Genomic DNA, 22,350 nt, shown 5'->3' with positions numbered 1-22,350 from the left:
ATCTCAGCGACGCTGGCGTCGTACGGGACGTATTAAGGCAAGCCTATGCCGCCTGCGTCCGTCCCGCACTTTTTAACGCAGGCTTATGCCGCCGCGACAGCAGGCCTGGTTTGAGGCGGATCATCCACGGCGGCAAGCTCTTGCCGGATCTGTTGCGCAGCCCGGATCATTTGCTTGAGCGGATAAGCCAAGGTCGCCAGTTCCCCTGTCGTATCGAACTGCGTCGGCAAATCGGTCGGGGCAGGTTGCTGATCGTCCAGCATATCCACCAGCCCATAAAGCGCGCGGCGCATGGATTCGGGCGTGTTGTCCAACGTCGCCAATAGCGGCACCGCGGCCGTAATCTGCGAGGCCATGATGTGGTTTTGGATCAGCAGATTGTTGAATTCCGGCACATTCACCTGATGCGAGCGTGGTTCGCTCATCATCCGATAGAACGCCTCGGCATAGTTGCTAAAGGCAATGTGCACATTTTTGCGGGCCAGACGCCACGCGATGTCGGCTTGCTCGGGTGTGGGTGTGTCCTCGGTGGGCGCCGTGCCCGCCGCGGCGGCTTGCATGGCGCGCGCATAGCGCAGGCCTGTGCGCAGGTACTCGCGGTTGGCGTTGGTGGCGGCACGCGCGAGCGGCTTCATATAGCGGGCTTCCCACCAGGGCAGCACATAGCTGCAAGCCAGCGCAATGGCGCAGCCCAACGCGGTATCGATCGCCCGCTCGCCGATGACCGCCATCGACACAGTGCCGGGTGCCACGAAATGGAACACCAGCACCACGAACAGCGTATTGAATATCGCGCTGGCCATGTAGTTCAGCTGCACCAGGCTGTTGCCCATGATGCAGGCCATCAACAAGACGGGGAACAGGACTTCGGGGCGCGTGGTGAAGTGGAAAAGCACCAGCGCCAGCATGCAGCCAATCAAGGTGCCCATCAGCCGCCATCCATTGCGTTGACGAGTCAGGGCAAAGCCGGGCTTCATGATGATGACGATGGTCAGCAACACCCAGTAGCTGTGCGCGGCAGAGGCCGGGTCGCTGCCGCCGATCACGGCCATGGCCAGCGCCGCTGCCAAGGCCACGCGTACGGCATAGCGGAAATAGGGGGAATCCAGACGCAGATTGCTGGTCAGCATGCCGACGCGTAGTTCCTGGCGCGACATGAATTGAGTTAGCGATTTATCGATGCGTATCTCGTCGGTGGGCTGCGCATCGCGACGGGCGGCGGTGTGTTCGACCAGCTTATTGACGATGCGCGAGGCATTGCGCAGGCGTCGCAAGACCTGGACGATCAGCGCCAAGGTTTCCGGCTCGCGCTCGGCCATGCCTTGCTGTTTGAATTGCTCGACCTCGTATTCGATGGCACGCAGCTCGGCCTTGACGCTGCTGCGGTACTGCGTGGCGCGTCCGCGTGACACATCGAATGCGATCCGGTTGATTTCCACGGACATCTTGGCCAGCGCGTCGCGCATGAACATCAGGCAATCGTGCCCGGCCAACGCGCGACGCAGCGACGCATAATCCGTATGCGAGGCCACCAACGTGTCGAGCAGCTGCAGCATATTGACGAACATATTCCACAGCATGACGCGTTCACTGTCGCCATAGCCGCGGCCGCGCGGCAGAGCGCGCAACACGATGTCGCGCGCGGCCTGATGTTTCTCGGTCATCACCGACTGGGCCCGGATCAGTCGCCGGTAGCTTTCGTCCAGGTCTTCGGCCTCGTCATAAAACCGGCTGCGGGCCGCCATATAGTCGGCCGTGGCAAAGAGCGCGACCGACATCGCCTGGCGCTCCTCGCGCAGCCATAACAGGCGGCTGAATGCGATGCTGAAAGCCAGATAGAACATCGCTCCGCCTAATGTGGCGCCCACGTGCATCCAGATTTGCTCGGGGTCTATGGCCGAGTGCATGGTCAGCGTCATGATCAGCAGGCCGCCGAACCCGATTAGGCCACCCCGCTTGCCGAAAACGGAGAACATGGAAAAGAAAAAGCTTTGTCCGATGATCGCCAGCCAGAGCAGAAACGGGTGCATCGAGGCGGCGCCCGTGATCATGACGGTGAGAGTCGCCAATACCGCGCCACCCAGCATTTCGTTGGTGCGATGCCGTTGAGGGCCGCCGGGCTGGTCGATGATCGCCAAGCACTGCGCGCCAAAGGTCGCGACCAGACCCAAGCTGTAATTGCCGAATAATCCGCCCACGATCAGGACGGGCAGCAGCATTCCTACGCCTTGCCGCACCCCACCAAAGAAATAGTGACTGTAAAGAAAGCGGGGAATACTGGCGATGCGGAAGTCCATGGGCAGGCCGCTGCAGAGTCGGGATGCTGCAAGTATAGGAACAAGTGGCTGCTTGTGTGTGACAGCGCGCTCGTGTGCTGCGAGGTTGGGCGGGTGATTTCGTCTAGGACTGGTCCGATTTTTACGAACGCGCCTGAGCATGCTGATCAGCCCCGCCTGAGTGGTGCCGGCTTCAGGCAGCCCGCATTGACTGTGGCAAATTTGTCTTCTCGATTTGCTCCTAATCCCGCAACGCGGTAAATTCTCGGTCTTGCGCCGGCCTGCCTATCCGATGCTGGCGCTCAGGCAAGCGGATCGCCTGGGCTACATTCCAGACGTTTCCGCGGCAGTAATTACCTGCTGTTGGCCGCGTCACAAGCGTGTGTTGCCAAAGCTTCCATTTCGACCTCCAGCGTCCCCATGGGGCGTTTGCACTGCGTTCCCGACGAATGAGTGTCAGGTCGGCAAGGTGTCTGGGTGGAGAGGTTCCGTGAATCTCAAAGCGCCAGGTCATGTTGTCGATGTTGGTACAAGTTCCGTTGCAGCCGTATCAGGGCGGGCAACAGTCAGGAAAACCGTGCCGGTACTGAAACAGGAAACCATCATGGAAACCATAGGCGCCGATATACTCGTGCGCTGCCTGGCCGAAGAAGGCGTGGAACACGTTTTCGGCTACCCCGGCGGTGCCGTGTTGTACATTTACGACGCGATTTTCAAGCAAGACAAGTTCAAACATATCTTGGTGCGCCACGAGCAAGCTGCCGTGCATGCCGCCGATGCCTATTCGCGCGCGTCGAATAAGGTGGGCGTATGTATCGTGACCAGCGGCCCCGGCGTGACCAACGCCATCACCGGCATTGCCACGGCGTACATGGATTCGATCCCCATGGTCATCATCAGCGGGCAGGTGCCCACTGCGGCCATCGGTGAGGACGCTTTCCAGGAATGCGACACGGTCGGCATCACGCGTCCCTGCGTGAAGCACAACTTCCTCGTGCGCGACGTCAAAGATCTGGCCGACACGCTGCGCAAGGCGTTCTATATCGCCCGCACCGGCCGTCCCGGTCCCGTGCTCGTGGACGTGCCCAAGGACGTCAGCCTGCAGCCATGCAAATATGTACCGCCCAAGGGCGAGATCAGCATGCGCTCGTATGCCCCGGTCAATAAAGGCCACCAAGGGCAAATCAAGAAAGCCGTGCAGATGCTGTTGTCGGCCGAACGTCCGATGATTTATACGGGCGGCGGCGTCATTCTGTCCGACGCTTCCGAGGAGCTGCGCCGCGTGGTCGAGCGCCTGGGCGCGCCGTGCACGAACACGCTGATGGGCCTGGGCGCCATGCCCGCCTCCAGCCGTCAATTCGTGGGCATGCCCGGCATGCACGGCACCTACGAGGCCAACATGGCCATGCAGCACTGCGACGTGCTGCTCGCCGTGGGTGCGCGTTTCGATGACCGCGTGATCGGCAATCCGCGCCACTTTGCGCAGAATGCCCGCAAGATCATTCACATCGATATCGATCCGTCCTCGATTTCCAAGCGCGTTCGCGTGGACGTCCCCATCGTGGGCAACGTGAAAGACGTGCTGGTCGAGCTGCTGGCGCAGTACGACGCTGCGCGCGCCGACGCCAAGCCGGCCTCGCTGGACAAGTGGTGGCAGCAAATCGAAGCCTGGCGCGGCAAGCAATGCTTGCACTACGCCGGCTCCGACGAAGTCATCAAGCCGCAGTTCGTGGTGGAAAAACTCTGGGAAGTCACCGGCGGCGACGCTTTCGTGACCTCCGACGTGGGTCAGCACCAGATGTGGGCGGCGCAGTACTACAAGTTCGACAAGCCGCGTCGCTGGATCAATTCCGGTGGCCTGGGCACGATGGGTGTGGGTCTGCCGTACGCCATGGGCGTGCAAATGGCCAATCCGGGCGCGGAAATCGCCGTGATCACCGGCGAAGCCTCGATCCAGATGAACATCCAGGAACTGTCGACCTGCCAGCAATATCACCTGACGCCGAAGATCGTATGCCTGAACAACCGGTTCCTGGGCATGGTGCGTCAGTGGCAACAGATCGATTATGGCTCGCGTTATTCCGAGTCGTACATGGATTCGCTGCCCGACTTCGTCAAGGTGGCCGAGGCGTATGGCCACGTAGGTTTGCGCATCGAGCGCCCGGCCGATGTCGAGCCGGCGTTGCGCGAAGCGTTCAAGAAGCACAAGGATCGCCTGGTCTTCCTCGACTTCATCACTGACCGTACCGAAAACGTGTGGCCGATGGTGAAGGCCGGTCGCGGGCTGACCGAGATGCTGCTCGGTTCCGAAGACCTGTAAGGAGGCGCTCATGAAACACGTGATTTCCGTGCTGATGGAAAACGAACCGGGCGCGCTCTCGCGCGTGGTCGGACTTTTCTCGGCGCGTGGCTACAACATCGAAACCTTGACCGTCGCGCCCACCGAGGACGCCACGCTGTCGCGTCTGACCGTGGTGACCGAGGGTTCGGACGAGATCATCGAACAGATCACCAAACACTTGAACCGTCTGGTTGACGTGGTCAAGGTGGTGGATCTGACCGAAGGCGCCCACATCGAACGCGAGCTGATGCTGATCAAAGTGCGCGCCGTCGGTAAAGAGCGCGAGGAAATGAAGCGCATGGCCGATATTTTCCGCGGCAGCATCATCGATGTGACCGACAAGTCCTACACCATTGAACTGACCGGCACGCAAGACAAGGTGCAGGCTTTCATCGACGCCCTGGATCGCAGCGCCATTCTGGAGACCGTCCGTACCGGTGTGTCCGGTATCGGTCGCGGCGAGCGCATCCTGAAAATCTAAGACGGGCTGTGCTGCCGTCACCTATTAAATCAATCTGAATTCAAAATAATCCGGAGTACACCCATGAAAGTTTTCTACGACAAAGACTGCGATCTCTCCCTCGTTAAAGGCAAGACCGTTGCCATCATCGGCTACGGCTCGCAAGGTCACGCGCACGCGCTGAACCTGCACGATTCGGGCGTGAAGGTCATCGTCGGTCTGCGCAAGGGCGGAGCTTCGTGGAACAAGGCCGCCAACGCCGGCCTGGAAGTCAAAGAAGTCGCCGAAGCCGTCAAGGCCGCCGACGTTGTGATGATGCTCTTGCCCGACGAGAACATCGCCGCCGTCTACCGTGACGAAGTGCACGCCAACATCAAGGCAGGCGCCGCTCTGGCCTTCGCGCACGGTTTTAACGTGCACTACGGTCAAGTCGTGCCCCGTGACGACATCGACGTCATCATGGTTGCCCCCAAGGCTCCGGGTCACACCGTGCGTGGTACCTACGCCCAAGGCGGCGGCGTGCCTCACCTGGTGGCTGTGTACCAGGACAAGTCGGGCTCGGCCCGTGACGTCGCCCTGTCGTACGCCAGCGCCAACGGTGGCGGCCGTGCCGGCATCATCGAAACCAACTTCCGCGAAGAAACCGAAACCGATCTGTTCGGTGAACAGGCCGTTCTGTGCGGTGGCGCCGTTGAACTGATCAAGGCAGGCTTTGAAACCCTGGTCGAAGCCGGCTACGCTCCCGAGATGGCCTACTTCGAGTGCTTGCACGAGCTCAAGCTGATCGTGGACCTGATCTACGAAGGCGGCATCGCCAACATGAACTACTCGATCTCGAACAACGCCGAATTCGGCGAATACGAGACCGGTCCGAAGATCATCACCGACCAGACCCGTCAGGCCATGCGTCAGGTGCTGGCCGACATCCAGACCGGCGAGTACGCCAAGAAGTTCATCCTGGAAAACGCCGCTGGCGCCCCGACCCTGACCTCGCGTCGCCGTATCAACGCCGAGTCGCAGATCGAACAAGTCGGCGGCAAGCTGCGCGCCATGATGCCTTGGATCGCCGCTAACAAGCTGGTCGACAAGTCCAAGAACTAAGCATGACGACCGTCGTGCCGGGCCTTTCGGGGCAAGGCACGCAACATGCGGCATCCTCCCGAGGGAGGGTGCCGCATTTTTTTCGCCCGGCGGCGCCGGTGCAGGTCTTTTCGGGCAGGATGAGTTAATCTTTCGGTTGTCCGCTGCCACATTGTGTGAATATGCCCAACTTTTCCATGCGAGATTCTGAGAATCGCCATCGCAGCATTTATTTGCTGCCCAACGCCTTTACCACGGCTGCGCTGTTTGCCGGGTTTTACGCGGTCGTGCAGGCGATGAACGATCGATTCGAAACGGCCGCCATCGCGATTTTCGTGGCGATGGTGCTCGACGGGATGGACGGCCGCGTGGCGCGGCTGACCAATACCCAGTCGGCCTTCGGGGAGCAATATGATTCGCTCTCGGATATGACCTCGTTCGGCGTTGCGCCCGCGTTGGTCATGTACGAGTGGGCGCTGCACGATCTGGGGCGCTGGGGCTGGCTTGCCGCTTTCGTCTATGTCGCAGGCGCCGCGCTGCGTCTGGCACGCTTCAATACCAATATTGGTGTTGTCGATAAACGCTATTTTCAGGGCTTGCCCAGCCCGGCCGCGGCAGCGCTGGTGGCGGGGTTTGTCTGGCTGGCGATCGATAACAAGTTGCCCATGTCCGAGGGCGTGATCGTCTGGGTGGCGTTTATCCTGACCATGTATGCCGGCGTGAGCATGGTCTCGAACGCGTCGTTCTATAGCGGCAAGAGCTTTGCGCTCGGGCGCAGTGTGCCGTTCTGGGGCATTTTGTTGGTGGTCGCTGTGTTTGTTTTCGTGTCCAGCGATCCTCCGGTTGTCTTATTTGGCCTGTTTGTCTTGTATGGCCTATCCGGCTGGGTCGTCATGCTGTGGCGCTGGAACCGCGCCAGGAAATTCCAGCATGATCGTCGTGCTGGTAGTGACTAATCCCACCGGGAGATTGGCCTGATCAGGGCGCCTGGCGTATGACGCGGGCGCCCTTGTTACATTCAGGCTTTACTACCGCCAGAGGCGGTCTTCGTCATACTCCGGATCCGGCCCGGGATGAAAGCGCGTCACATGGTTACCATCGCGGCCCATGTAGACATACATCAACGAATTCCAGACGCCCGATTGCTTGTAGCGGTACGCCCAGACAGTCTCGCGCACGCTGGGCAGGCCCACACCGGAGATGTTTGCGGGCGGCCCGAATTCGCAACGGACTTGGTCGGCGGTCCAGCCCAAGGATATTCGCTTGAAATAGGCATCGGTCAGGATGGACTGCATTTGATCGATGCGGCCGTCGGGCAGTACATCCGCGCCCCAGGCAAATTGCCCGGCAGGCTGCATCGTCCAGATCACCCGTCGCGTGCCGTCTGGTCTGACGCATTCAAAATTCGGCTGCCCCATCTGAGCCTCGACCTGATTAAAAGGCGTGCCGGGAGCGATCTGGGTGGGATTGGCGCAGGCGAGGAGCGCGCCCACGGCGCTCAAAGATATCGTTAATCTGGCCAGACGACGGGCGAAACCCCGCATAGCATGCTCCTGTGAACGGCTTTCAATCGGGGGCGATAGATGCTCTCTTGGGCACCGTCGCACCCTATGGGCAATTCTAACGGGTCTGTACCCGCGCGTGCAGTTTCCGTGCGGGCGGAGCGCGACCGTCGCTCGCCAAAGCCGCAAATCTCGCCCCTCGAGACGTTCGCACGTGGCTTTATAGGCAAATCCCGCGAATCGGCTATAATCGCTTTCGTTATTTGCCCGGCTGTCGCGCATGGTCGGGCAATTTAATATCGAACGCACGTCAAGAAGTTGTACAAAACGTCGTATTCGCGCTCGAAGGCGCGGGCAGCTTTTTGTCGTTTATCAACCCACGGTTGGGCACCTCGGCCCCACCGCAAGTCCGAAGAGGTCATTCCATGTCCGTAGCTGACATCAAAAAAGCCGACATCGTCGCTCAGTTTCAACGCGCCCAAGGCGATACCGGTTCCCCCGAAGTCCAAGTGGCTCTGCTGACCGCCCGTATCAACGAACTGACCGGTCACTTCAAAGAACACATGAAGGATCACCACTCGCGCCGCGGTCTGCTGCGCATGGTCAGCCGTCGCCGCAAACTGCTCGACTACCTCAAGGGTCGCAACCCCGATTCGTACCGCGCTCTGATCGAAAAACTCGGTCTGCGTAAGTGATCGGCGGGGCTGGCTCCCCATGACACAACCGTGGTCGTTGCGGCAATCGTCGCAGCGGCCACGGTTTTTCATTTGTAAGGAATTCTCGTCATGTTCAATAAAGTGACTAAGTCGTTCCAATACGGCCAGCATACGGTCGTACTGGAAACCGGCGAGATCGCCCGTCAGGCCTCCGGCGCCGTGGTGGTGTCCGTCGACGATACGGTGGTATTGGCCACCGTTGTGGCCGCGAAAAATGCCAAGCCTGGCCAAACCTTCTTCCCCCTGACCGTCGATTACATCGAAAAAACCTACGCCGCGGGCCGTATCCCGGGTGGGTTCTTCAAGCGCGAAGGCAAGCCGTCGGAAAAAGAAACCCTGACCTCGCGCCTGATCGATCGTCCCCTGCGTCCGCTGTTCCCCGAAGGCTTCTACAACGAAGTCCAGGTTGTGCTGCACACGCTGTCGGTCAACCCGGAAATCGATCCCGATATCCCCGCCATGATCGGCGCCTCCGCCGCGTTGGCGATTTCGGGTATTCCGTTCAATGGTCCGATCGGCGCCGCGCGCGTGGCCTATATCAATGACCAGTACGTGCTCAACCCCACCGCTTCGCAGCTGAAGACGTCCAAGATGGACCTGGTGGTGGCCGGTACCGAAAACGCCGTGCTGATGGTCGAATCCGAAGCGCAGCAACTGTCCGAAGACATCATGCTGGGTGGCGTGGTGTTCGGTCACGAACAAATGCAGGCCGCTATCAACGCGATTCACGACCTCGTGCGTGACGCCGGCAAGCCTGACTGGGATTGGCAGCCCGCGGCCAAGAACGAAGCCCTGATCGCTGCCGTCACCGCTGCCGCGCAGGATGGCCTGGTCGCCGCCTACCAAGTTCGCCAAAAGCAGGCTCGCACCACGCAACTGCGCGAAGTCTATGCGCAGGTGCACGCGACCGTGGCCGAGCAGGCTGCCGCCGCCGGTCAGGACAAACCGGATTCGGTCGAAGTCGACAACATCCTGTTCGATCTGGAAGCCCGCATCGTGCGTGGTCAGATCTTGAACGGTGAGCCGCGTATCGACGGTCGCGACACGCGCACCGTGCGCCCGATCAGCGTGCGCCTGGGCGTGCTGCCGCGCGCTCACGGTAGCGCCTTGTTCACCCGTGGTGAAACGCAGGCGCTGGTCGTCGCGACCCTGGGTACCAAGCAGGACGAGCAAATCATCGACGCGCTCATGGGCGAGTACCGTGACCGCTTCATGCTGCACTACAACATGCCTCCGTTCGCGACCGGTGAAACCGGCCGTATCGGTGTGCCCAAGCGCCGTGAAATCGGCCACGGCCGTCTGGCTAAGCGCGCACTCGTCTCGCTGCTGCCGCCCCACGAAGATTTCCAATACACCATCCGTCTGGTGTCGGAAATCACCGAATCCAACGGTTCCTCGTCGATGGCATCGGTGTGCGGTGGTTCGCTGGCCATGATGGACGCCGGTGTGCCGCTGCAAGATCACGTGGCGGGTGTGGCCATGGGCCTGATCCTTGACGACGGCAAGTTCGCCGTGCTGACCGATATCCTGGGCGATGAAGATCACCTCGGCGATATGGACTTCAAGGTGGCGGGTACCGAAAACGGCATCACCGCGCTGCAGATGGACATCAAGATCCAAGGCATCACCAAGGAAATCATGCAGGTCGCGCTGGCTCAAGCCCGCGAAGGCCGTCTGCACATCCTGGAAAAGATGCGTGAAGCCCTGCAAGGCTCGCGTGGTGAGCTGTCGGCTTTCGCTCCGCGCATGCTGACGATCAAGATCAACCCCGAGAAGATCCGTGACGTGATCGGCAAGGGCGGCGCCACCATCCGTGCGCTGACCGAAGAAACCGGTACGCAAATCGACATCTCCGACGATGGCACGATCGTGATCTCCAGCGTGGACGAGGCTCAAGCCCGCGAAGCCGAGCGCCGCATCGTCGAACTGACTGCGGATGTCGAAGTCGGCCAGGTCTACGAAGGCTCGGTGCTGCGTCTGTTGGATTTCGGCGCGATCGTGCAAGTGCTGCCGGGCCGCGATGGTCTGCTGCACATCTCGGAAATCGCCAACTATCGCATCGCCAACATCAACGATGTGCTGAAGGTCGGTCAACACGTGCGCGTCAAGGTCATCGAAGCCGATGACAAGGGCCGTCTGCGTCTGTCCGCCAAGGCCATCGGCGGTATCGAGCAGCAGCAGCCCGCAGGTGAGGCTGGCGCTGGCGAAGCCGCGCCCAAAGCTGAATAAGCTTTGCAATGATTGAACAGGAACGGCACCGCAAGGTGCCGTTTTTGTTTGGTTTACGGTACATTCCATGTGCGCCGTGGGCGCGGACCATAACGGAGCCCGCTAGTGCTACAGACAGGAATCGTGCAGGCATGAGGTATCGCAGGTGGGTGACGCGTATCGGCGCCAGCGTATTACTGCTTGGCGCGGCCGGCTGTTCGTTCACCCAAGAGCCAGCCGTTGGTCCGCAAAGCGAAGACATGTCGATGGATCAGTTCGCGCAGACGGACTTCAATCGCACGGTTACCATCGGGATCCGCGACAACCTCGATAGCCTCTATATCCTGTTGGATAAGCTTTATCGTCGCAATCCGCGTGAATGGCGCAAGTCCGGTGCGGCCAGCCAGGAGGCTGCCGTGCAACGCGTGCGGCAGCTGATCGAAACGCGACGTCCGCCGACAGACCTGCATGGGCTGCGCGACATTCAGATTCTGGCAGTCTCGCTGGACCCAGCCTATACGCGCGACCGGGTGGCCGCGTTTATCTATGGTCTTGCAGACACTCTGATCGCCGCGCATAACGACAAAACGCGCATCTATGTCTCCGATGTGCTGAGCGGGCAACGTATCTATAACGCGGCACGTAACGTCGAGGCGGCCGCGTGGCTGTTGAGTACGCGGCGTGACGCGGCAGGCCAGCCTCTGTTATACGCCAACGAGATCTCCCCGCAGGTCACGAACCTGAGTTTCGAGCGCGAGTTTGGCGAAATCATCGGACGGCTGGATCTGATTGCCAATCTGTTGGGAGAAAACAGCCGTCGCGTGGGTATTAACTACGCGCAAGGGCTGCTCTTTTTCAATTTCCTGCCGGTACGCTGAAGATTTACACTCCTTACGTTTTCGGCTCGCATAACGCGGGCTCGGCCGCTGCCGCTACGACGCTCGTGCGTTGTATCCCCCGTTGCGTGTGCGGCTGATGGATTTTTGGACTCTATCGTGATCGATCTCGCCGCTATCGAAGCTGCCCGCGCCCGTCTACATGGCCAGGTGCTCAAGACCCCCTTTACCCATTCGCGCACGCTCTCGGACATGCTGGGCGCGGAGATTTGGCTGAAGTTCGAGAACCTGCAGTTCACCGCCTCATTCAAAGAACGTGGCGCGCTTAATCGGATGCTGGCGCTCACGCCCGACGAGCGTGCTCAGGGGGTGATCGCGGTGTCCGCGGGCAATCACGCGCAGGGCGTGGCCTATCACGCGCAGCGCATGGGCGTGCCCGCGGTCATCGTCATGCCGCGTTTTACGCCCACCGTTAAGGTCGCCAATACCCGACGCTTCGGCGCGGAGGTCGTGCTGCATGGCGACACCTTTGACGATGCACAGGCGCATGGCTACCAGCTTGTGCGCGAACGGGGCCTCATCATGATCCATCCCTATGATGATGCGGCCGTGATTGCCGGGCAGGGCACGCTGGCGCTAGAGATGCTGGAGGACCAGCCCGATCTGGATGCGATGGTGATAGCCATCGGTGGTGGTGGTCTCATTGGCGGCATCGCCACGGCCGCGCGCGCGATCAAACCCGGCATTGAGATCGTGGGGGTTCAGACGGAACGGTTTCCGGCCATGTATGCGGCGGTGAATCAAGTCAACATGACGCCCGGCAACTATACGATTGCCGAAGGCATTGCGGTGAAAACCCCTGGCGTACTGACTCAGGAGATTGTGCGGCGCCTGGTCGATCGCATTGAGCTTGTCAGCGAAAGCGATATCGAGCACGCGATTGTGGTGCTACTAGAGATCGAAAAAACGGTCGTCGAGGGTGCGGGCGCGGCGGGTCTGGCGGCACTGCTGCATGATCAGGCGCAGGGCGGCAATCGTTTCCGTGGCAAGCGCGTGGCGTTGGTCCTGACGGGCGGCAACATTGACCCGTTGATGTTGGGCGAGTTGATCGAGCGCGGCATGGTGCGCGCGGGTCGTCTGGCACGCATCCGCGTGGATCTGCGGGACTTGCCGGGCGCGCTTGCTCATGCCACCAAGCTCATCGCGGATGCACAGGCCAATATTACCGAGGTCCACCATCAGCGGGCGTTTACCGCACTGCCAGTGCGCAATGTCGAAGTCGATTTTGTGCTGCAAACACGGGGTCCCGAGCACATTCAGGAAGTCATCGACATTTTGAATGCGGCGGGCTTTGCCGCCAGTAATCACAATCAGTGAGCGCGTCTGTCGCTATAGACCGTCACGTCCGACGAGGGACTTGAGTCGATATAGCCGCTCGCGGTGCAACGTTGCCTCAAGCGGCTCGGGATCGCGTCCCAGCGCGACGTAGTCGTCTGGTACAGCACGTAGCGATGCGCGTAGCTGGTCCGGGTTCGCCTCCCACCATTGCGCCAGCAAGCGGTCGGGATTAAAGACCTCCAGGCCCTGTCGGCGCAGCTCTGAACGATTGAAGTCCTTTAGATTCCACGTGGCCACGATCACCCGCGGCGGTATTTGAAGACCGCAACGCGCGCGACAGGCAAGGCCGGCGGCAATCACGTGGAAATCTTTCGGGTCGCTGTAACGCAACACCGACTCGTAAGGCTGCAGATCCGCCTGCGATGCAGCGGGAAACTGTCCGTTCATGTCGGCCCACTGGGCTTCGAGCACGTCTTGCGGGATATCCCACAAACGGGCAGCGTTGCGCCGCCACTCGCTGCCAATGCGTTCACTCCATACCGGCTGATATACCGCATGCGTGGCCAGACTTAGCATCAATCGCCGCACGATCCCCGACATCAGGACGCAAGCGTCCAACACAACAAAGGGCGGGGAAACGGGGGTGACAGTGGACACGACGGAGTAAGCCATTGGCGCAGCGCGGATGGAAGCGGACGTCACTGTAACAGGAACGTGGGCCTAGATTGTAGTAACAAGAGGTAGCCCGCATGCGCGTGCGCCCGTTGCATCAGCGTGCCAGCGTTTCAGATCGTCATAGATTGGGCGAATCGTTAGGGAAAACCGCAATGACTCGCTATTACTCTTCCAGTAGTTTTCGATAGTCGGCCCCGCTGCGGGCCCGGGCGTGAGCATCGAACGCCCCTGTACGAAAGGCCGTCAAGCACTCCACCGAGAGAACGGTCGCAGATCGTATATGGAGAATCCCGTGGATATTCCTAGCTTGCTGCAAACCCGTCCTATCATCGCGCACACTGCGATTCCAGGCCTGAAGTTTCGCCAGATGACGGGACACGAGGGTCTGTCGCAACTGTTCGAATTCGAAGTCGAGCTGCTGGCGGATAACTTCAATCTGGATCTGCGGGCACTGCTAGGCAAACCGTTGACCCTGGAGCTGGCGACCACGTCGTCGCCGCGCTATCTGAGCGGACAGGTCACGCGCTGCGTGATGGTGGGCCGCGAGAACAGCGTATCGCGCCACTATATCTATCGCGCCACGGTGCGCCCTTGGCTCTGGTATTTAACCCAGACTTCGGACAACAAGATCTTTCAGCAGAAAACGGTGCCCGACATCATCAAGGAAGTGCTGGGAGAATATGGCTATCCATTCGAGCTCAAACTCACCGGCAGCTATCGGTCCTGGGAGTACTGCGTGCAGTATCAGGAGACGGACTTCGCGTTCGTCAGCCGCTTGATGGAGCACGAGGGGATTTATTACTACTTCAAGCATGAACGTGACCAGCACACGCTGGTGATGACCGACGACATCGCCTCGCACGCGCCGGTGCCGGGCTATGAAACCATTCCCTATTTCGGCCCCGACCGCGTCACGACGCCAAAAGAGGAATACGTGTCGATGTGGGAGGTCGCAGCACAGGTCACCCCCGATGGCTACGCCACCGTGGACTATGACTTCACCAAACCGGGTGCGAGCCTGGACGCGATGTCGCGACGCAAAGGCGGATCCGAGCCTGGAAATCTCGAGGTTTTCGAATGGCAGGGCGGTTTTCAGGAGGCGCAGCACGGCGAACAATATGCGCGCATCCGTCTGGAGGAGCTGCAAAGCACGCAAGAGCAAAGCATGGGATTGTCCAATGCGCGAGGTCTTGCGCCCGGCGCGCTGTTTACGCTGCGCAATCACCCGCGCAAGGCCGAGAATCGCGAGTACCTTGTCGTGTCGGTCAACTACCGCATGAGCGTGGGCGGCTATTCAACGGACTCAGGACTGGAGGAGTTCTACGAAGCGTCGTTTTCCGCGCTGCCATCGAACGTCCAGTATCGCGCCCCACGCGTGACACCTATTCCTCGCACGCATGGCCCGCAAACGGCTCGTGTCGTGGGCCCCGCGGGTAAAGAGATCTGGACCGATAAATACGGCCGTATCAAGGTGCAGTTTCACTGGGACCGATACGGCCAACGCAATGAAAGCAGTTCGTGCTGGGTACGCGTATCCAGCCCTTGGGCGGGCGGCGGTTTCGGCGGACTGCAATTGCCGCGTATCAATGACGAAGTGGTGGTCGACTTTATCGGTGGCTGCCCCGACCGACCTATCGTGCTGGGCCGCGTCTACAACGCCAACAATATGCCGCCGGTCGAGCTGCCCGCCTGCGCCACGCAAAGTGGTTTCCGCAGTCAGTCGGTATATGGCGATCCGACCATGTGCAACATGATGATCTTCGATGACACGCTGGGCGCGGAGTTGGTGCATCAGCGCGCACAGAAAGACATGTGTCACGAGGTGAACAACAATCATAGTCATGTGGTGGGGTGCGACTACTCCCTCGAAGTGGGAGGCAACTACAGCATCAAGGCCAAGACGCTGACGGTCGAAATCGCCGATGAGACCAACGTGACACTCAATGGTCCCACTACGGTCAACCGCAAGGACTACTCCGCTGAAACGGTCGGACAGGTCATGGAGAACACCACGGGCAACGTCATCACCTCCACCACGGGGACCGTGACAACCTCTCGGATCGGCGCGCAGGCGAATACCGAGATCGGCGCCGTGGGTCACTATCTCGTGGGCGCGTTTGGCTCCGTACAGATCGGGGACTTCAAGAAAACTATCTTCGGTAATGTGGGCTGAGTGGTTAGCCGGCCCCAGGGAGCGTCATGTCCGATGATCTGATCGATACCATTGAACAAGGTGTCCGCAACGACCTCGATGCGCTAGGTCCAAACCCCGATCCCTCTCAGGTCGCCGACGTGGTGGCGCGTCAGGCGCAGCGCGGTGCGGGGGGAGATCCCGTGATTGGTAATCAGGCTGCCCAGCGCGCGCGCGGGTATCTGGAACAGGGCATGGATCCCGAGACGTCTGCCACGTTGGCGGGCGCGGGTGCACATCAGGACGCGATATCCGCCAGGAGTGGAATTCAAGATCAGGCTCGGGATCTGTTGAAGCGACAGCACACGGCGGATCCTGGTGTGCCGCCCGTGGACGACGTCAAAGCCTATACCGACCTGCCGCAACAGGGGCTATCGGCCGACGAGCTCGCGACTACCGAGACCGTGATGCAAGAGGCAGCAGAAAGTATGGGCGCGGCCGGTGTGCCAGCCCCAATCGCCGCACAGGCTGAGCTTGCCATTGCGAATGCAGCCGCCGGCGGTCAGCTATTACCCGCGGGCCTGGACATCCATGGACGCTTGAAGGTGACCGTCCACGACTATGTCGATCTGACGTTTCAAAGCTCGCAGATCAAAACGACCAAGGGGCCTACCACCTATACGCATCAAGGCGATGTCAAGATCAAGGCTACCAACGTGCGCCTGACGGCCGACACGATATTGATCGAGCCGACATCGCTTGAGATCAACAAGGTGTCGGAGAGCAAGAGCTCGTCACGTTCGATCTTTTCGGCAACGCTCGGGCTTTCGTCTACCACCACGACGACAGATGACTATCACAGCCTTTTTGGACTGAATGCGGCGGTCGCGGGTGTGAACATCCACATGGCGCCCGTCAAGGTGGGCGCGGCCTTCAAGATGACGACCCGCGGACTCACGCGCGATGGGATTCAAGCATTCACTTACGAAAACTCCGATGCCATGACGAGGAAGTCCAACGTCTGCTTTATGGCGGCGTCGATACTTCTTATCTTCATCTAGTGGGACGGGTAACGCGTCGGAGCCATGAGACACGCATGACAGAGCCTTATACAAATATTCCTCGGGTACTGGAGGGGTCGAGGGCGGCGCAAGCCGTCGATGAGATAGGGCAGTTTGTGCGGGGGAATCCCGACATCGACCCCAGTGCCCTGGAGCAGGCGGTCAAGGCCAAAATCGTGCAGTACGGTGGCGATCCCGTCACGGCCGCGGCCGCCAGCCGCAGCGCGGCAGTGCTGGCTCAGCAGGACCCGGGGGGCGCGGGGCTGATCGCCGAGAATATCGTCGGCACTACGTTGGCGGACCCGAATCTCGCGGCCAGTCAGGCAGCCGCACGTGTGGATGCGCGATTGCGGCAGCAAGGCGCGCCAGGTTCCGAAGCCGCACACAGCGCTATTGCCTATGAAGAAGCTAATGCCGTTTTGCAAGCTTCCGGCGTCACAGATACGCAGTCGTCGCAGGCACTACAGCAAGCGGTGGATCAATATCTTGCGCGCGGTGCAACGGCCAGTCAGGCAGCGGCCGCAGCCGTGGTCTCGGTGTTGGCGCAAGCGATGCCTGAAGCTGGCTCCTTTTCCATCTTCGGTTATTTCAACATGCTGGTGCATGGCGATGCGGAATACTTCTTCAAAAACACCGAGACAATGCGGGTCACCGGCTCGGCGATTCATTCGCATCTGAGCACGACGACATACAAGATGAACGGGCAAAAACTGCATATCGAAGCCGATGAGATCAAAACGAAAGGCGTGAGCGAAGTGGTGCGTGCCCATCCTGGCGAAGCCAAGGGGATATACGGCGGCAGCTATGTGTCTTGGACGCCGCTCACCGTCAGCGGCTATGGGTGGACAACGCAGTATGGCAAGGAACAACATTTGGCCGGTGGCGGCTCTGTATCCCTGTCGGGGCTGCGCGTGTATCTGGCGATCTACGACTCCGATCTCGCGAAGACCAGATCCAAAATTTCAAAACACGACGACCGTATGACGGCATTGGAGGCCTACGTGATGATCCGGGAAACCCTCACGTCCGGCCGCCATTTCCTCGGCTAGGGAGGAGGCGCCATGAGTGGACCTTTCAATGTCATTCCCAACTCGAATGCGGCTCGCGCGGTGGAGGAAGTCGCGCGCTTGGATTTTGCCGACGGCGTCCCGTTATCGACCAAGCTGTCTCCCATCTTGCAACGCTATGGCGTAGACACGGTGACACAGTCGGCGGTGGAAGCCGCAGCCGACCAGCTGGCATCTCGTCCCGGCATGGATGTTCCTTATCTGGCTCAGGGGCTGGTCGGCACGGCGGTTTCAGACCCGCGTGTCGCGGCAAACCAGGCGAAAGCCTACGTCGAAAGCCAAAGCGGCCTGACGGCAGAACAAGAGCGGCAGCTGGCGACTACCGCGGCGGGAAACGCGGCGCAGGATGCGGGGGCGGACCGTGCCACGGCCGAAGCGGCGGCAAGCGACGCATTAAGCAGCGGTGCATCGCCTCAGATGGCTGCCTATGCGGGCGCGGCGACGGCGGTTTCGGCTGCCGTCAGCAGCAACCCCGCCGGTGGCCCCGGTATTGAAATTTTCGGCTATCTCAAAGCGCTCGTGCAAGGGATGGTGTACGAAACCTACCTCGGTCGCGAAGACAAACAGGTTAGTCTCAAAACGGACTGGACCATGGGCGGGAGTTTTATCCAGACTACTGCCGGCCAGCTTCATATCGAGTGCGAGGAATACCGGGCCGAGGCGAAAACGGACGTGAGCGAGCGCGAGTGGTCGGCAGGGCTTTATATCAAAGGCTACACCATGGAAGCGCCAGCCCCCGTTTTCACGACCTTGGTGGGATTTAGCGTGACGCCGTTGAGCACTGCCATCTATTCTCGCAAGATCATTTCGCTTGCCGCCGTGAAGGAAGTGGCCTTCGCTGCGGACTTCTACGTGGCATTACTCGGCACGACCAAAACAAACCTGACAGACGAGGATATCCGCAAACGGAAAGATAAATTCCTGGTCGGCATCCACGCTCGCGGTCGCACGAACTTTAGCTGAACATGAAGACAATCAAACCGCTACGTCTGATGGTCATGCCGCGTCCCTATCGTTGGCGCGACGGGACGTATCTGGCCGTCACGATCGCAGCCTTGGTTGAGCACGTCGATGATCAGCCTCGGTTTCTGCCTGAATACACGCTGCTGCACGAGGTGCTGCCCGAGCTGGACTGCGACGAGATGTTCGACAGCATCATGCCCAAGCCGCATCCGGAATTTTTGGTCAGCGGCTATGCCTATACCGCGCACCAGAAGGATAAGACCTGCTGCATGGTGCGCGCGCGGGTCGCGGACAAGGTCAAGGAAGGCCTGGTGTTCGGCGAGCGGTACTGGAATGGCGACGAGATCACGAAGGCGCAGCCATTCGAGCAAATGCCGCTGACGTGGAGCAATGCGTTTGGCGGCAGCGACTTCGAACTCAACCCGCTGGGTACCGGCCTGGATCCCATCGAGGTAAATGGTTTGTCGGCGATTCGTCTCCCCAATCTAGAAACGCCGCTTGCGCGCATTCATCGTAAAGGACAGCGCGTCCCACCGTTTAATCTTGGGCAGATCCGGATGGATTGGCCGCAGCGCTTGGAAAAAATGGGCAGCTGCGATCAAGCTTGGATAGAACGCGTGGGCATTGGGTTTTTCGACAACATGCAGTTCTCCGCCTTTAACGCCGCACCTGAAGACCAAATCTGGCAGGACCGCGACGCGTTGAGGATGGACGAGACGTTCGAGATGTGGAATATGCATCCCGAACGCCAATGCTGGTCTGGCGAGCTGCCTGCGGTGCGGGCGCGCTGTTTTATCAAACGCCGTGGTGTGCAGGATGCGATCGATGAGATTCGCCTTAAGCCCACCACGGTGTGGTTCGTTCCTCATCGCAGCAGCTACCTGTTGCTCTTTCACGGTCATATCGAGATCGCTACCGACGACGCGTACGACGTCGATGTGATCATGGCCGCGATGGAAAAATGCGACGCGCCGCGCGCGCTCGAGGATTATGCGCGCGTGATGCGGGACCGATGCGATCTGCAGCAAGCCGCATTACACGTGTTTCGGGACGAGCAGCTCATGCCGGGCGACATGCTCGCGCCGTGGATAGAGCGGTTTGCCGCCGACGACCATGCCATGCTGTCCAAGATGACGCGCATGTCGGAGGAACGCCAAGGGTACCCTGAAGGGAAATTCGTCGGTCCCATCAAGCCCGTCACCTTGGCCGATTTGCCCGAGATGGTGGCACAGCACGACAAGTTGCAGGCCGAGGCGATGCAGGAGCTGGCGAAACAACGCGACGAGGCGTTCGCCGCCGCGTCGGGCTCCGATGCCGTGCCGACCCGGCAAGAGCAAGCGACCGCGGATATCTATCGGAGCTTGGATTTTCAGAGCGGACGCAACGACATGCCTAAGCTGCCCGTGAGCGGGCCGCCTAGCGCCGAGGCATTTCAGCAAGTGCTGAAGACCGCGCGGCAGCGTGAAGCAACCCGCGCCGTGTTGCGCGAGTCGCCGAAGGGCCGGGGCATGGATACGCTTAGTCAAGCAGCGGCAACCACGAGACGTTCACTCAACAAGGTCTATCTGTACTCGGTCCATTTCCAGGAAGGCGTGGCGCGTGTCGGAGATCATCGCGCCCACGTGTTGCGTCAACGTGCCGAGCAGCGTTATCGCTTGGGAAAGAATCTGAGCAAGATGAATCTCACGGGCGCCGACCTGCGAGGCATGGACTTCTCGGGCGCCGATTTCACAGAGACGTGGCTGGAAAACGCGGACTTTACGGGCGCCAATCTGACGGGCGCCAAGTTTGATCACACCGTACTTGCTCGCGCCACATTCGCCGATTGCCGCATGGATGATGTTGAGCTGCGCGACTGCAACATCAGCGAAGCGACGTTTGACGGTGTCTCGATGGAAGGGGTGTCGCTGCGCGGGCTCATTTCCGAGGGGCTGACGGTTTTCCGGCAATGCCGCTTTATCCACGCGTCGATCGAGAACTTTGATTTTAAGAAGAACCTTTTTGCGGAAACCGTTTTCGACGGCGCGCGACTCGTGAACGTGTCGTTTCAGGAGTGCAAGATCGAACAGTGCGAGTTCAACGGCAGCCTGCTGCAAAAAAGCAATTTCAACGATTCATCGCTGAACGATGTGGCGATACATCGTACGAAGATGCTGAGCGCGGCGCATATGAACAGTGCCTTTGCCCAAGTGGCAATCACGGAGTGTGAGATTACGAAAACGTCGTTTTATGAGGATGTTTCATTTAACGATTGCGAGCTCACGCGCAATCACTTTCGTCAGTCGATGCTGCGCGAGGTGTCTTTCGTCAATGTGGATTTTTCGGAGTCGGTGTTTGAGCAGACTGACCTGTCGCTCGCGAATCTGCAGCGATGCCGCTTGCGTCGGATCAAGACGCCACAGGCCATGTTCATACGCGCGAACCTCGATATGGCGGATTTGTCAGGCAGCAACCTGATGCACGGGTCTTTCCAGAAAGCCCGGTTTATCGGCGCCAATTTATCTGACTGCAATCTTTTCCGTGCCGATATGAGCGAGACCGTGCTTGATGCCTCCACACGCACGGACCGCGCCTATGTGCACCGCACTCGATTGGCGCCGTTTCATGATGGCGGTCATCGGATGGATGGACGTGAATCATGAGTAAGGAGTTTGTATTAAGTAAATCCGATACGCTCGAGCTCATCCGCGATCTCGATCTCGCGGGGGTTTCCTTCGAGGGCGACACGCTGACCGGGATGATGTTTAACGCGGTGAATTTCTCCGATGCGCGTCTGATCGCGAGCAAATTCAACGACTGCCTTTTCGTGGAATGCGATTTTTCGCGGATGTCCGCGCAGGGCACGGACTTTTCCCGATCACGCTTTCAACGCTGCAAGTTGGCGCACCTGATGCTCAGCGACTGCGATCTGACGGAGGCGTCGTTCAATGGCTGCGATTTGCGGCAGGCCACCGTTTCCCACTGTGTAGCCGCACAGCTGGATCTGACGGAATGCGACCTGCAAGAAGCCTCGCTGCGAGGCGCCAACCTGGCTGGCGCGAACATCACGGACAGCCGGTTGGCCGACGCGGATTTTAGCGAGTGCGACCTCAGCAATGCGGTGTTCTACGAGTTGGATGTGTCCAGAGTGTCCTTCGATGCCGCCTTGCTGCGCGATGCCGTGTTCTCCGGATGTTGCGTTAAAGGCCGACAGTTTCGCGCGCAGGATCTAACGGGTTCGCAGTTTAACGAGGCGACGCTGGAAGACGTCGACTTTTCGGATGCGCGCATGGCCGCCTGCAATTTCAGCGATAGCAAACTGAGGCGGGTGAATTTCGCGCGGGCTGACGTCCCGAACACGCTATTCATCAACGCCGAGATCGAGGAGTGTTGTTTCGACCATGGTGTCTATGATCAAGGTATCTGGAATGGCGCGGTCGTCGTGCGGTCGGGGTTCGCCCACGCGAGCCTGAATCTCGCCGCGATCCAGAAAGCCTCGTTCGAGCGCTGCGAGTTCGGCGGAGCAAGTCTGGCGTTTGCCGATTTTTCCTACTCACGCTTGCATCAATGCGGACTTGAGGGCGTTACCTTGAACCGCACCAAATTTCATCGCTTGTTAACCGACTCGGATTCGATCAAAACCCGTCCCGGTGCCATCGAGCGCGACGACGAGTTGTTCGAGGCCGAGTTACGAAGCGCATCATCGCCTTAAGGAGA

Annotated in this window: 17 protein-coding genes; 14 read left to right on the top strand and 3 right to left on the bottom strand. The window is 59.8% G+C overall.

Features of this window, described 5'->3' with window-relative positions:
- Positions 1–83 precede the first annotated feature (83 nt).
- On the bottom strand, positions 84–2,297 hold the full coding sequence (locus GOQ28_RS02315; RefSeq protein WP_160355282.1) for an FUSC family protein: 2,214 nt from the start codon (positions 2,295–2,297) through the stop codon (positions 84–86).
- A 583-nt stretch (positions 2,298–2,880) separates the two neighbouring features.
- Here GOQ28_RS02315 and GOQ28_RS02310 point away from each other — a divergent pair.
- The 4 genes from GOQ28_RS02310 (at position 2,881) to pssA (ending at position 7,113) form a co-directional block, all read left to right on the top strand.
- Positions 2,881–4,596: an acetolactate synthase 3 catalytic subunit gene (locus GOQ28_RS02310; RefSeq protein ID WP_160355299.1), complete on the top strand. Its 1,716-nt coding sequence runs from the start codon at positions 2,881–2,883 to the stop codon at positions 4,594–4,596.
- Positions 4,597–4,606: 10 nt separating this feature from the next.
- A complete protein-coding gene (gene ilvN, locus GOQ28_RS02305) occupies positions 4,607–5,098 on the top strand; it encodes an acetolactate synthase small subunit (RefSeq protein WP_160352011.1) in 492 nt (163 codons plus the stop codon).
- 63 nt (positions 5,099–5,161) lie between these two features.
- Positions 5,162–6,178 carry a ketol-acid reductoisomerase gene (ilvC, locus tag GOQ28_RS02300; RefSeq protein ID WP_160352012.1) on the top strand — a complete coding sequence of 339 codons (1,017 nt, stop codon included), beginning with the start codon at positions 5,162–5,164 and terminating at the stop codon, positions 6,176–6,178.
- A 161-nt stretch (positions 6,179–6,339) separates the two neighbouring features.
- The gene (pssA, locus tag GOQ28_RS02295) at positions 6,340–7,113 is read left to right on the top strand and encodes a CDP-diacylglycerol--serine O-phosphatidyltransferase (RefSeq protein WP_160352013.1); all 774 of its coding nucleotides are present in this window, start codon (positions 6,340–6,342) and stop codon (positions 7,111–7,113) included.
- Between the two features lie 72 nt (positions 7,114–7,185).
- Here pssA and GOQ28_RS02290 read toward each other — a convergent pair whose 3' ends face one another.
- Positions 7,186–7,701: a hypothetical protein gene (locus GOQ28_RS02290; RefSeq protein ID WP_160352014.1), complete on the bottom strand. Its 516-nt coding sequence runs from the start codon at positions 7,699–7,701 to the stop codon at positions 7,186–7,188.
- A 383-nt stretch (positions 7,702–8,084) separates the two neighbouring features.
- Between GOQ28_RS02290 and rpsO the strand changes: the two genes are divergently transcribed.
- From rpsO to GOQ28_RS02270, 4 genes are all read left to right on the top strand, one after another.
- A complete protein-coding gene (gene rpsO / locus GOQ28_RS02285) occupies positions 8,085–8,354 on the top strand; it encodes a 30S ribosomal protein S15 (protein WP_012248532.1) in 270 nt (89 codons plus the stop codon).
- A 90-nt stretch (positions 8,355–8,444) separates the two neighbouring features.
- Positions 8,445–10,604, top strand: coding sequence for a polyribonucleotide nucleotidyltransferase (gene pnp / locus GOQ28_RS02280; RefSeq protein WP_160355281.1), 2,160 nt, complete (start codon positions 8,445–8,447; stop codon positions 10,602–10,604).
- A gap of 131 nt (positions 10,605–10,735) precedes the next feature.
- On the top strand, positions 10,736–11,461 hold the full coding sequence (locus tag GOQ28_RS02275; protein ID WP_160355280.1) for a hypothetical protein: 726 nt from the start codon (positions 10,736–10,738) through the stop codon (positions 11,459–11,461).
- Positions 11,462–11,578: 117 nt separating this feature from the next.
- Entirely contained in the window at positions 11,579–12,796 is a 1,218-nt protein-coding gene (locus GOQ28_RS02270) for a threonine ammonia-lyase (RefSeq protein ID WP_160355279.1), read from the top strand.
- 12 nt (positions 12,797–12,808) lie between these two features.
- On the opposite strand, the gene GOQ28_RS02265 is transcribed toward GOQ28_RS02270, so the two are convergent.
- Positions 12,809–13,357: a PIN domain-containing protein gene (locus tag GOQ28_RS02265; RefSeq protein ID WP_236844198.1), complete on the bottom strand. Its 549-nt coding sequence runs from the start codon at positions 13,355–13,357 to the stop codon at positions 12,809–12,811.
- Positions 13,358–13,724: 367 nt separating this feature from the next.
- On the opposite strand from GOQ28_RS02265, the gene GOQ28_RS02260 reads away from it, so the two are divergent.
- Genes GOQ28_RS02260 through GOQ28_RS02235 form a run of 6 tightly spaced genes read left to right on the top strand, consistent with a single transcriptional unit; the run spans position 13,725 to position 22,345 of the window.
- Complete coding sequence (locus GOQ28_RS02260) at positions 13,725–15,605, top strand: type VI secretion system tip protein TssI/VgrG (RefSeq protein WP_160355277.1); 1,881 nt, start codon at positions 13,725–13,727, stop codon at positions 15,603–15,605.
- 26 nt (positions 15,606–15,631) lie between these two features.
- Complete coding sequence (locus GOQ28_RS02255; protein ID WP_160355276.1) at positions 15,632–16,624, top strand: hypothetical protein; 993 nt, start codon at positions 15,632–15,634, stop codon at positions 16,622–16,624.
- A 35-nt stretch (positions 16,625–16,659) separates the two neighbouring features.
- A complete protein-coding gene (locus GOQ28_RS02250) occupies positions 16,660–17,673 on the top strand; it encodes a hypothetical protein (RefSeq protein ID WP_160355275.1) in 1,014 nt (337 codons plus the stop codon).
- Between the two features lie 12 nt (positions 17,674–17,685).
- A complete protein-coding gene (locus tag GOQ28_RS02245) occupies positions 17,686–18,654 on the top strand; it encodes a hypothetical protein (RefSeq protein WP_160355274.1) in 969 nt (322 codons plus the stop codon).
- A 2-nt stretch (positions 18,655–18,656) separates the two neighbouring features.
- Positions 18,657–21,296, top strand: a complete 2,640-nt coding sequence (locus GOQ28_RS02240; RefSeq protein WP_160355273.1) for a DUF2169 family type VI secretion system accessory protein — start codon at positions 18,657–18,659, stop codon at positions 21,294–21,296.
- The gene (locus tag GOQ28_RS02235; RefSeq protein WP_160355272.1) at positions 21,293–22,345 is read left to right on the top strand and encodes a pentapeptide repeat-containing protein; all 1,053 of its coding nucleotides are present in this window, start codon (positions 21,293–21,295) and stop codon (positions 22,343–22,345) included. The genes GOQ28_RS02240 and GOQ28_RS02235 overlap by 4 nt, the downstream gene beginning before the upstream one ends.
- Positions 22,346–22,350 lie beyond the last annotated feature (5 nt).

Origin of the sequence: Bordetella sp. 02P26C-1 (assembly GCF_009763255.1) — a bacterium.
Classification (GTDB): Bacteria; Pseudomonadota; Gammaproteobacteria; order Burkholderiales; family Burkholderiaceae_B; genus Bordetella_A.
Note: the sequence above shows the minus strand (reverse complement) of the source record. Positions and strands in the feature narration are given on the sequence as shown.

Excerpts from the sequence above, each read along its gene's own strand:
- GOQ28_RS02255 (WP_160355276.1), top strand. The coding sequence starts at position 15,632 with ATGTCCGATGATCTGATCGATACCATTGAACAAGGTGTCCGCAACGAC.
- rpsO (WP_012248532.1), top strand. The coding sequence starts at position 8,085 with ATGTCCGTAGCTGACATCAAAAAAGCCGACATCGTCGCTCAGTTTCAA.
- GOQ28_RS02275 (WP_160355280.1), top strand. The coding sequence starts at position 10,736 with ATGAGGTATCGCAGGTGGGTGACGCGTATCGGCGCCAGCGTATTACTG.
- pnp (WP_160355281.1), top strand. The coding sequence starts at position 8,445 with ATGTTCAATAAAGTGACTAAGTCGTTCCAATACGGCCAGCATACGGTC.
- GOQ28_RS02290 (WP_160352014.1), bottom strand. The coding sequence starts at position 7,701 with ATGCGGGGTTTCGCCCGTCGTCTGGCCAGATTAACGATATCTTTGAGC.
- GOQ28_RS02240 (WP_160355273.1), top strand. The coding sequence starts at position 18,657 with ATGAAGACAATCAAACCGCTACGTCTGATGGTCATGCCGCGTCCCTAT.
- ilvN (WP_160352011.1), top strand. The coding sequence starts at position 4,607 with ATGAAACACGTGATTTCCGTGCTGATGGAAAACGAACCGGGCGCGCTC.
- pssA (WP_160352013.1), top strand. The coding sequence starts at position 6,340 with ATGCCCAACTTTTCCATGCGAGATTCTGAGAATCGCCATCGCAGCATT.
- GOQ28_RS02245 (WP_160355274.1), top strand. The coding sequence starts at position 17,686 with ATGAGTGGACCTTTCAATGTCATTCCCAACTCGAATGCGGCTCGCGCG.
- GOQ28_RS02235 (WP_160355272.1), top strand. The coding sequence starts at position 21,293 with ATGAGTAAGGAGTTTGTATTAAGTAAATCCGATACGCTCGAGCTCATC.
- GOQ28_RS02315 (WP_160355282.1), bottom strand. The coding sequence starts at position 2,297 with ATGGACTTCCGCATCGCCAGTATTCCCCGCTTTCTTTACAGTCACTAT.
- GOQ28_RS02250 (WP_160355275.1), top strand. The coding sequence starts at position 16,660 with ATGACAGAGCCTTATACAAATATTCCTCGGGTACTGGAGGGGTCGAGG.
- ilvC (WP_160352012.1), top strand. The coding sequence starts at position 5,162 with ATGAAAGTTTTCTACGACAAAGACTGCGATCTCTCCCTCGTTAAAGGC.
- GOQ28_RS02310 (WP_160355299.1), top strand. The coding sequence starts at position 2,881 with ATGGAAACCATAGGCGCCGATATACTCGTGCGCTGCCTGGCCGAAGAA.
- GOQ28_RS02265 (WP_236844198.1), bottom strand. The coding sequence starts at position 13,357 with ATGTCGGGGATCGTGCGGCGATTGATGCTAAGTCTGGCCACGCATGCG.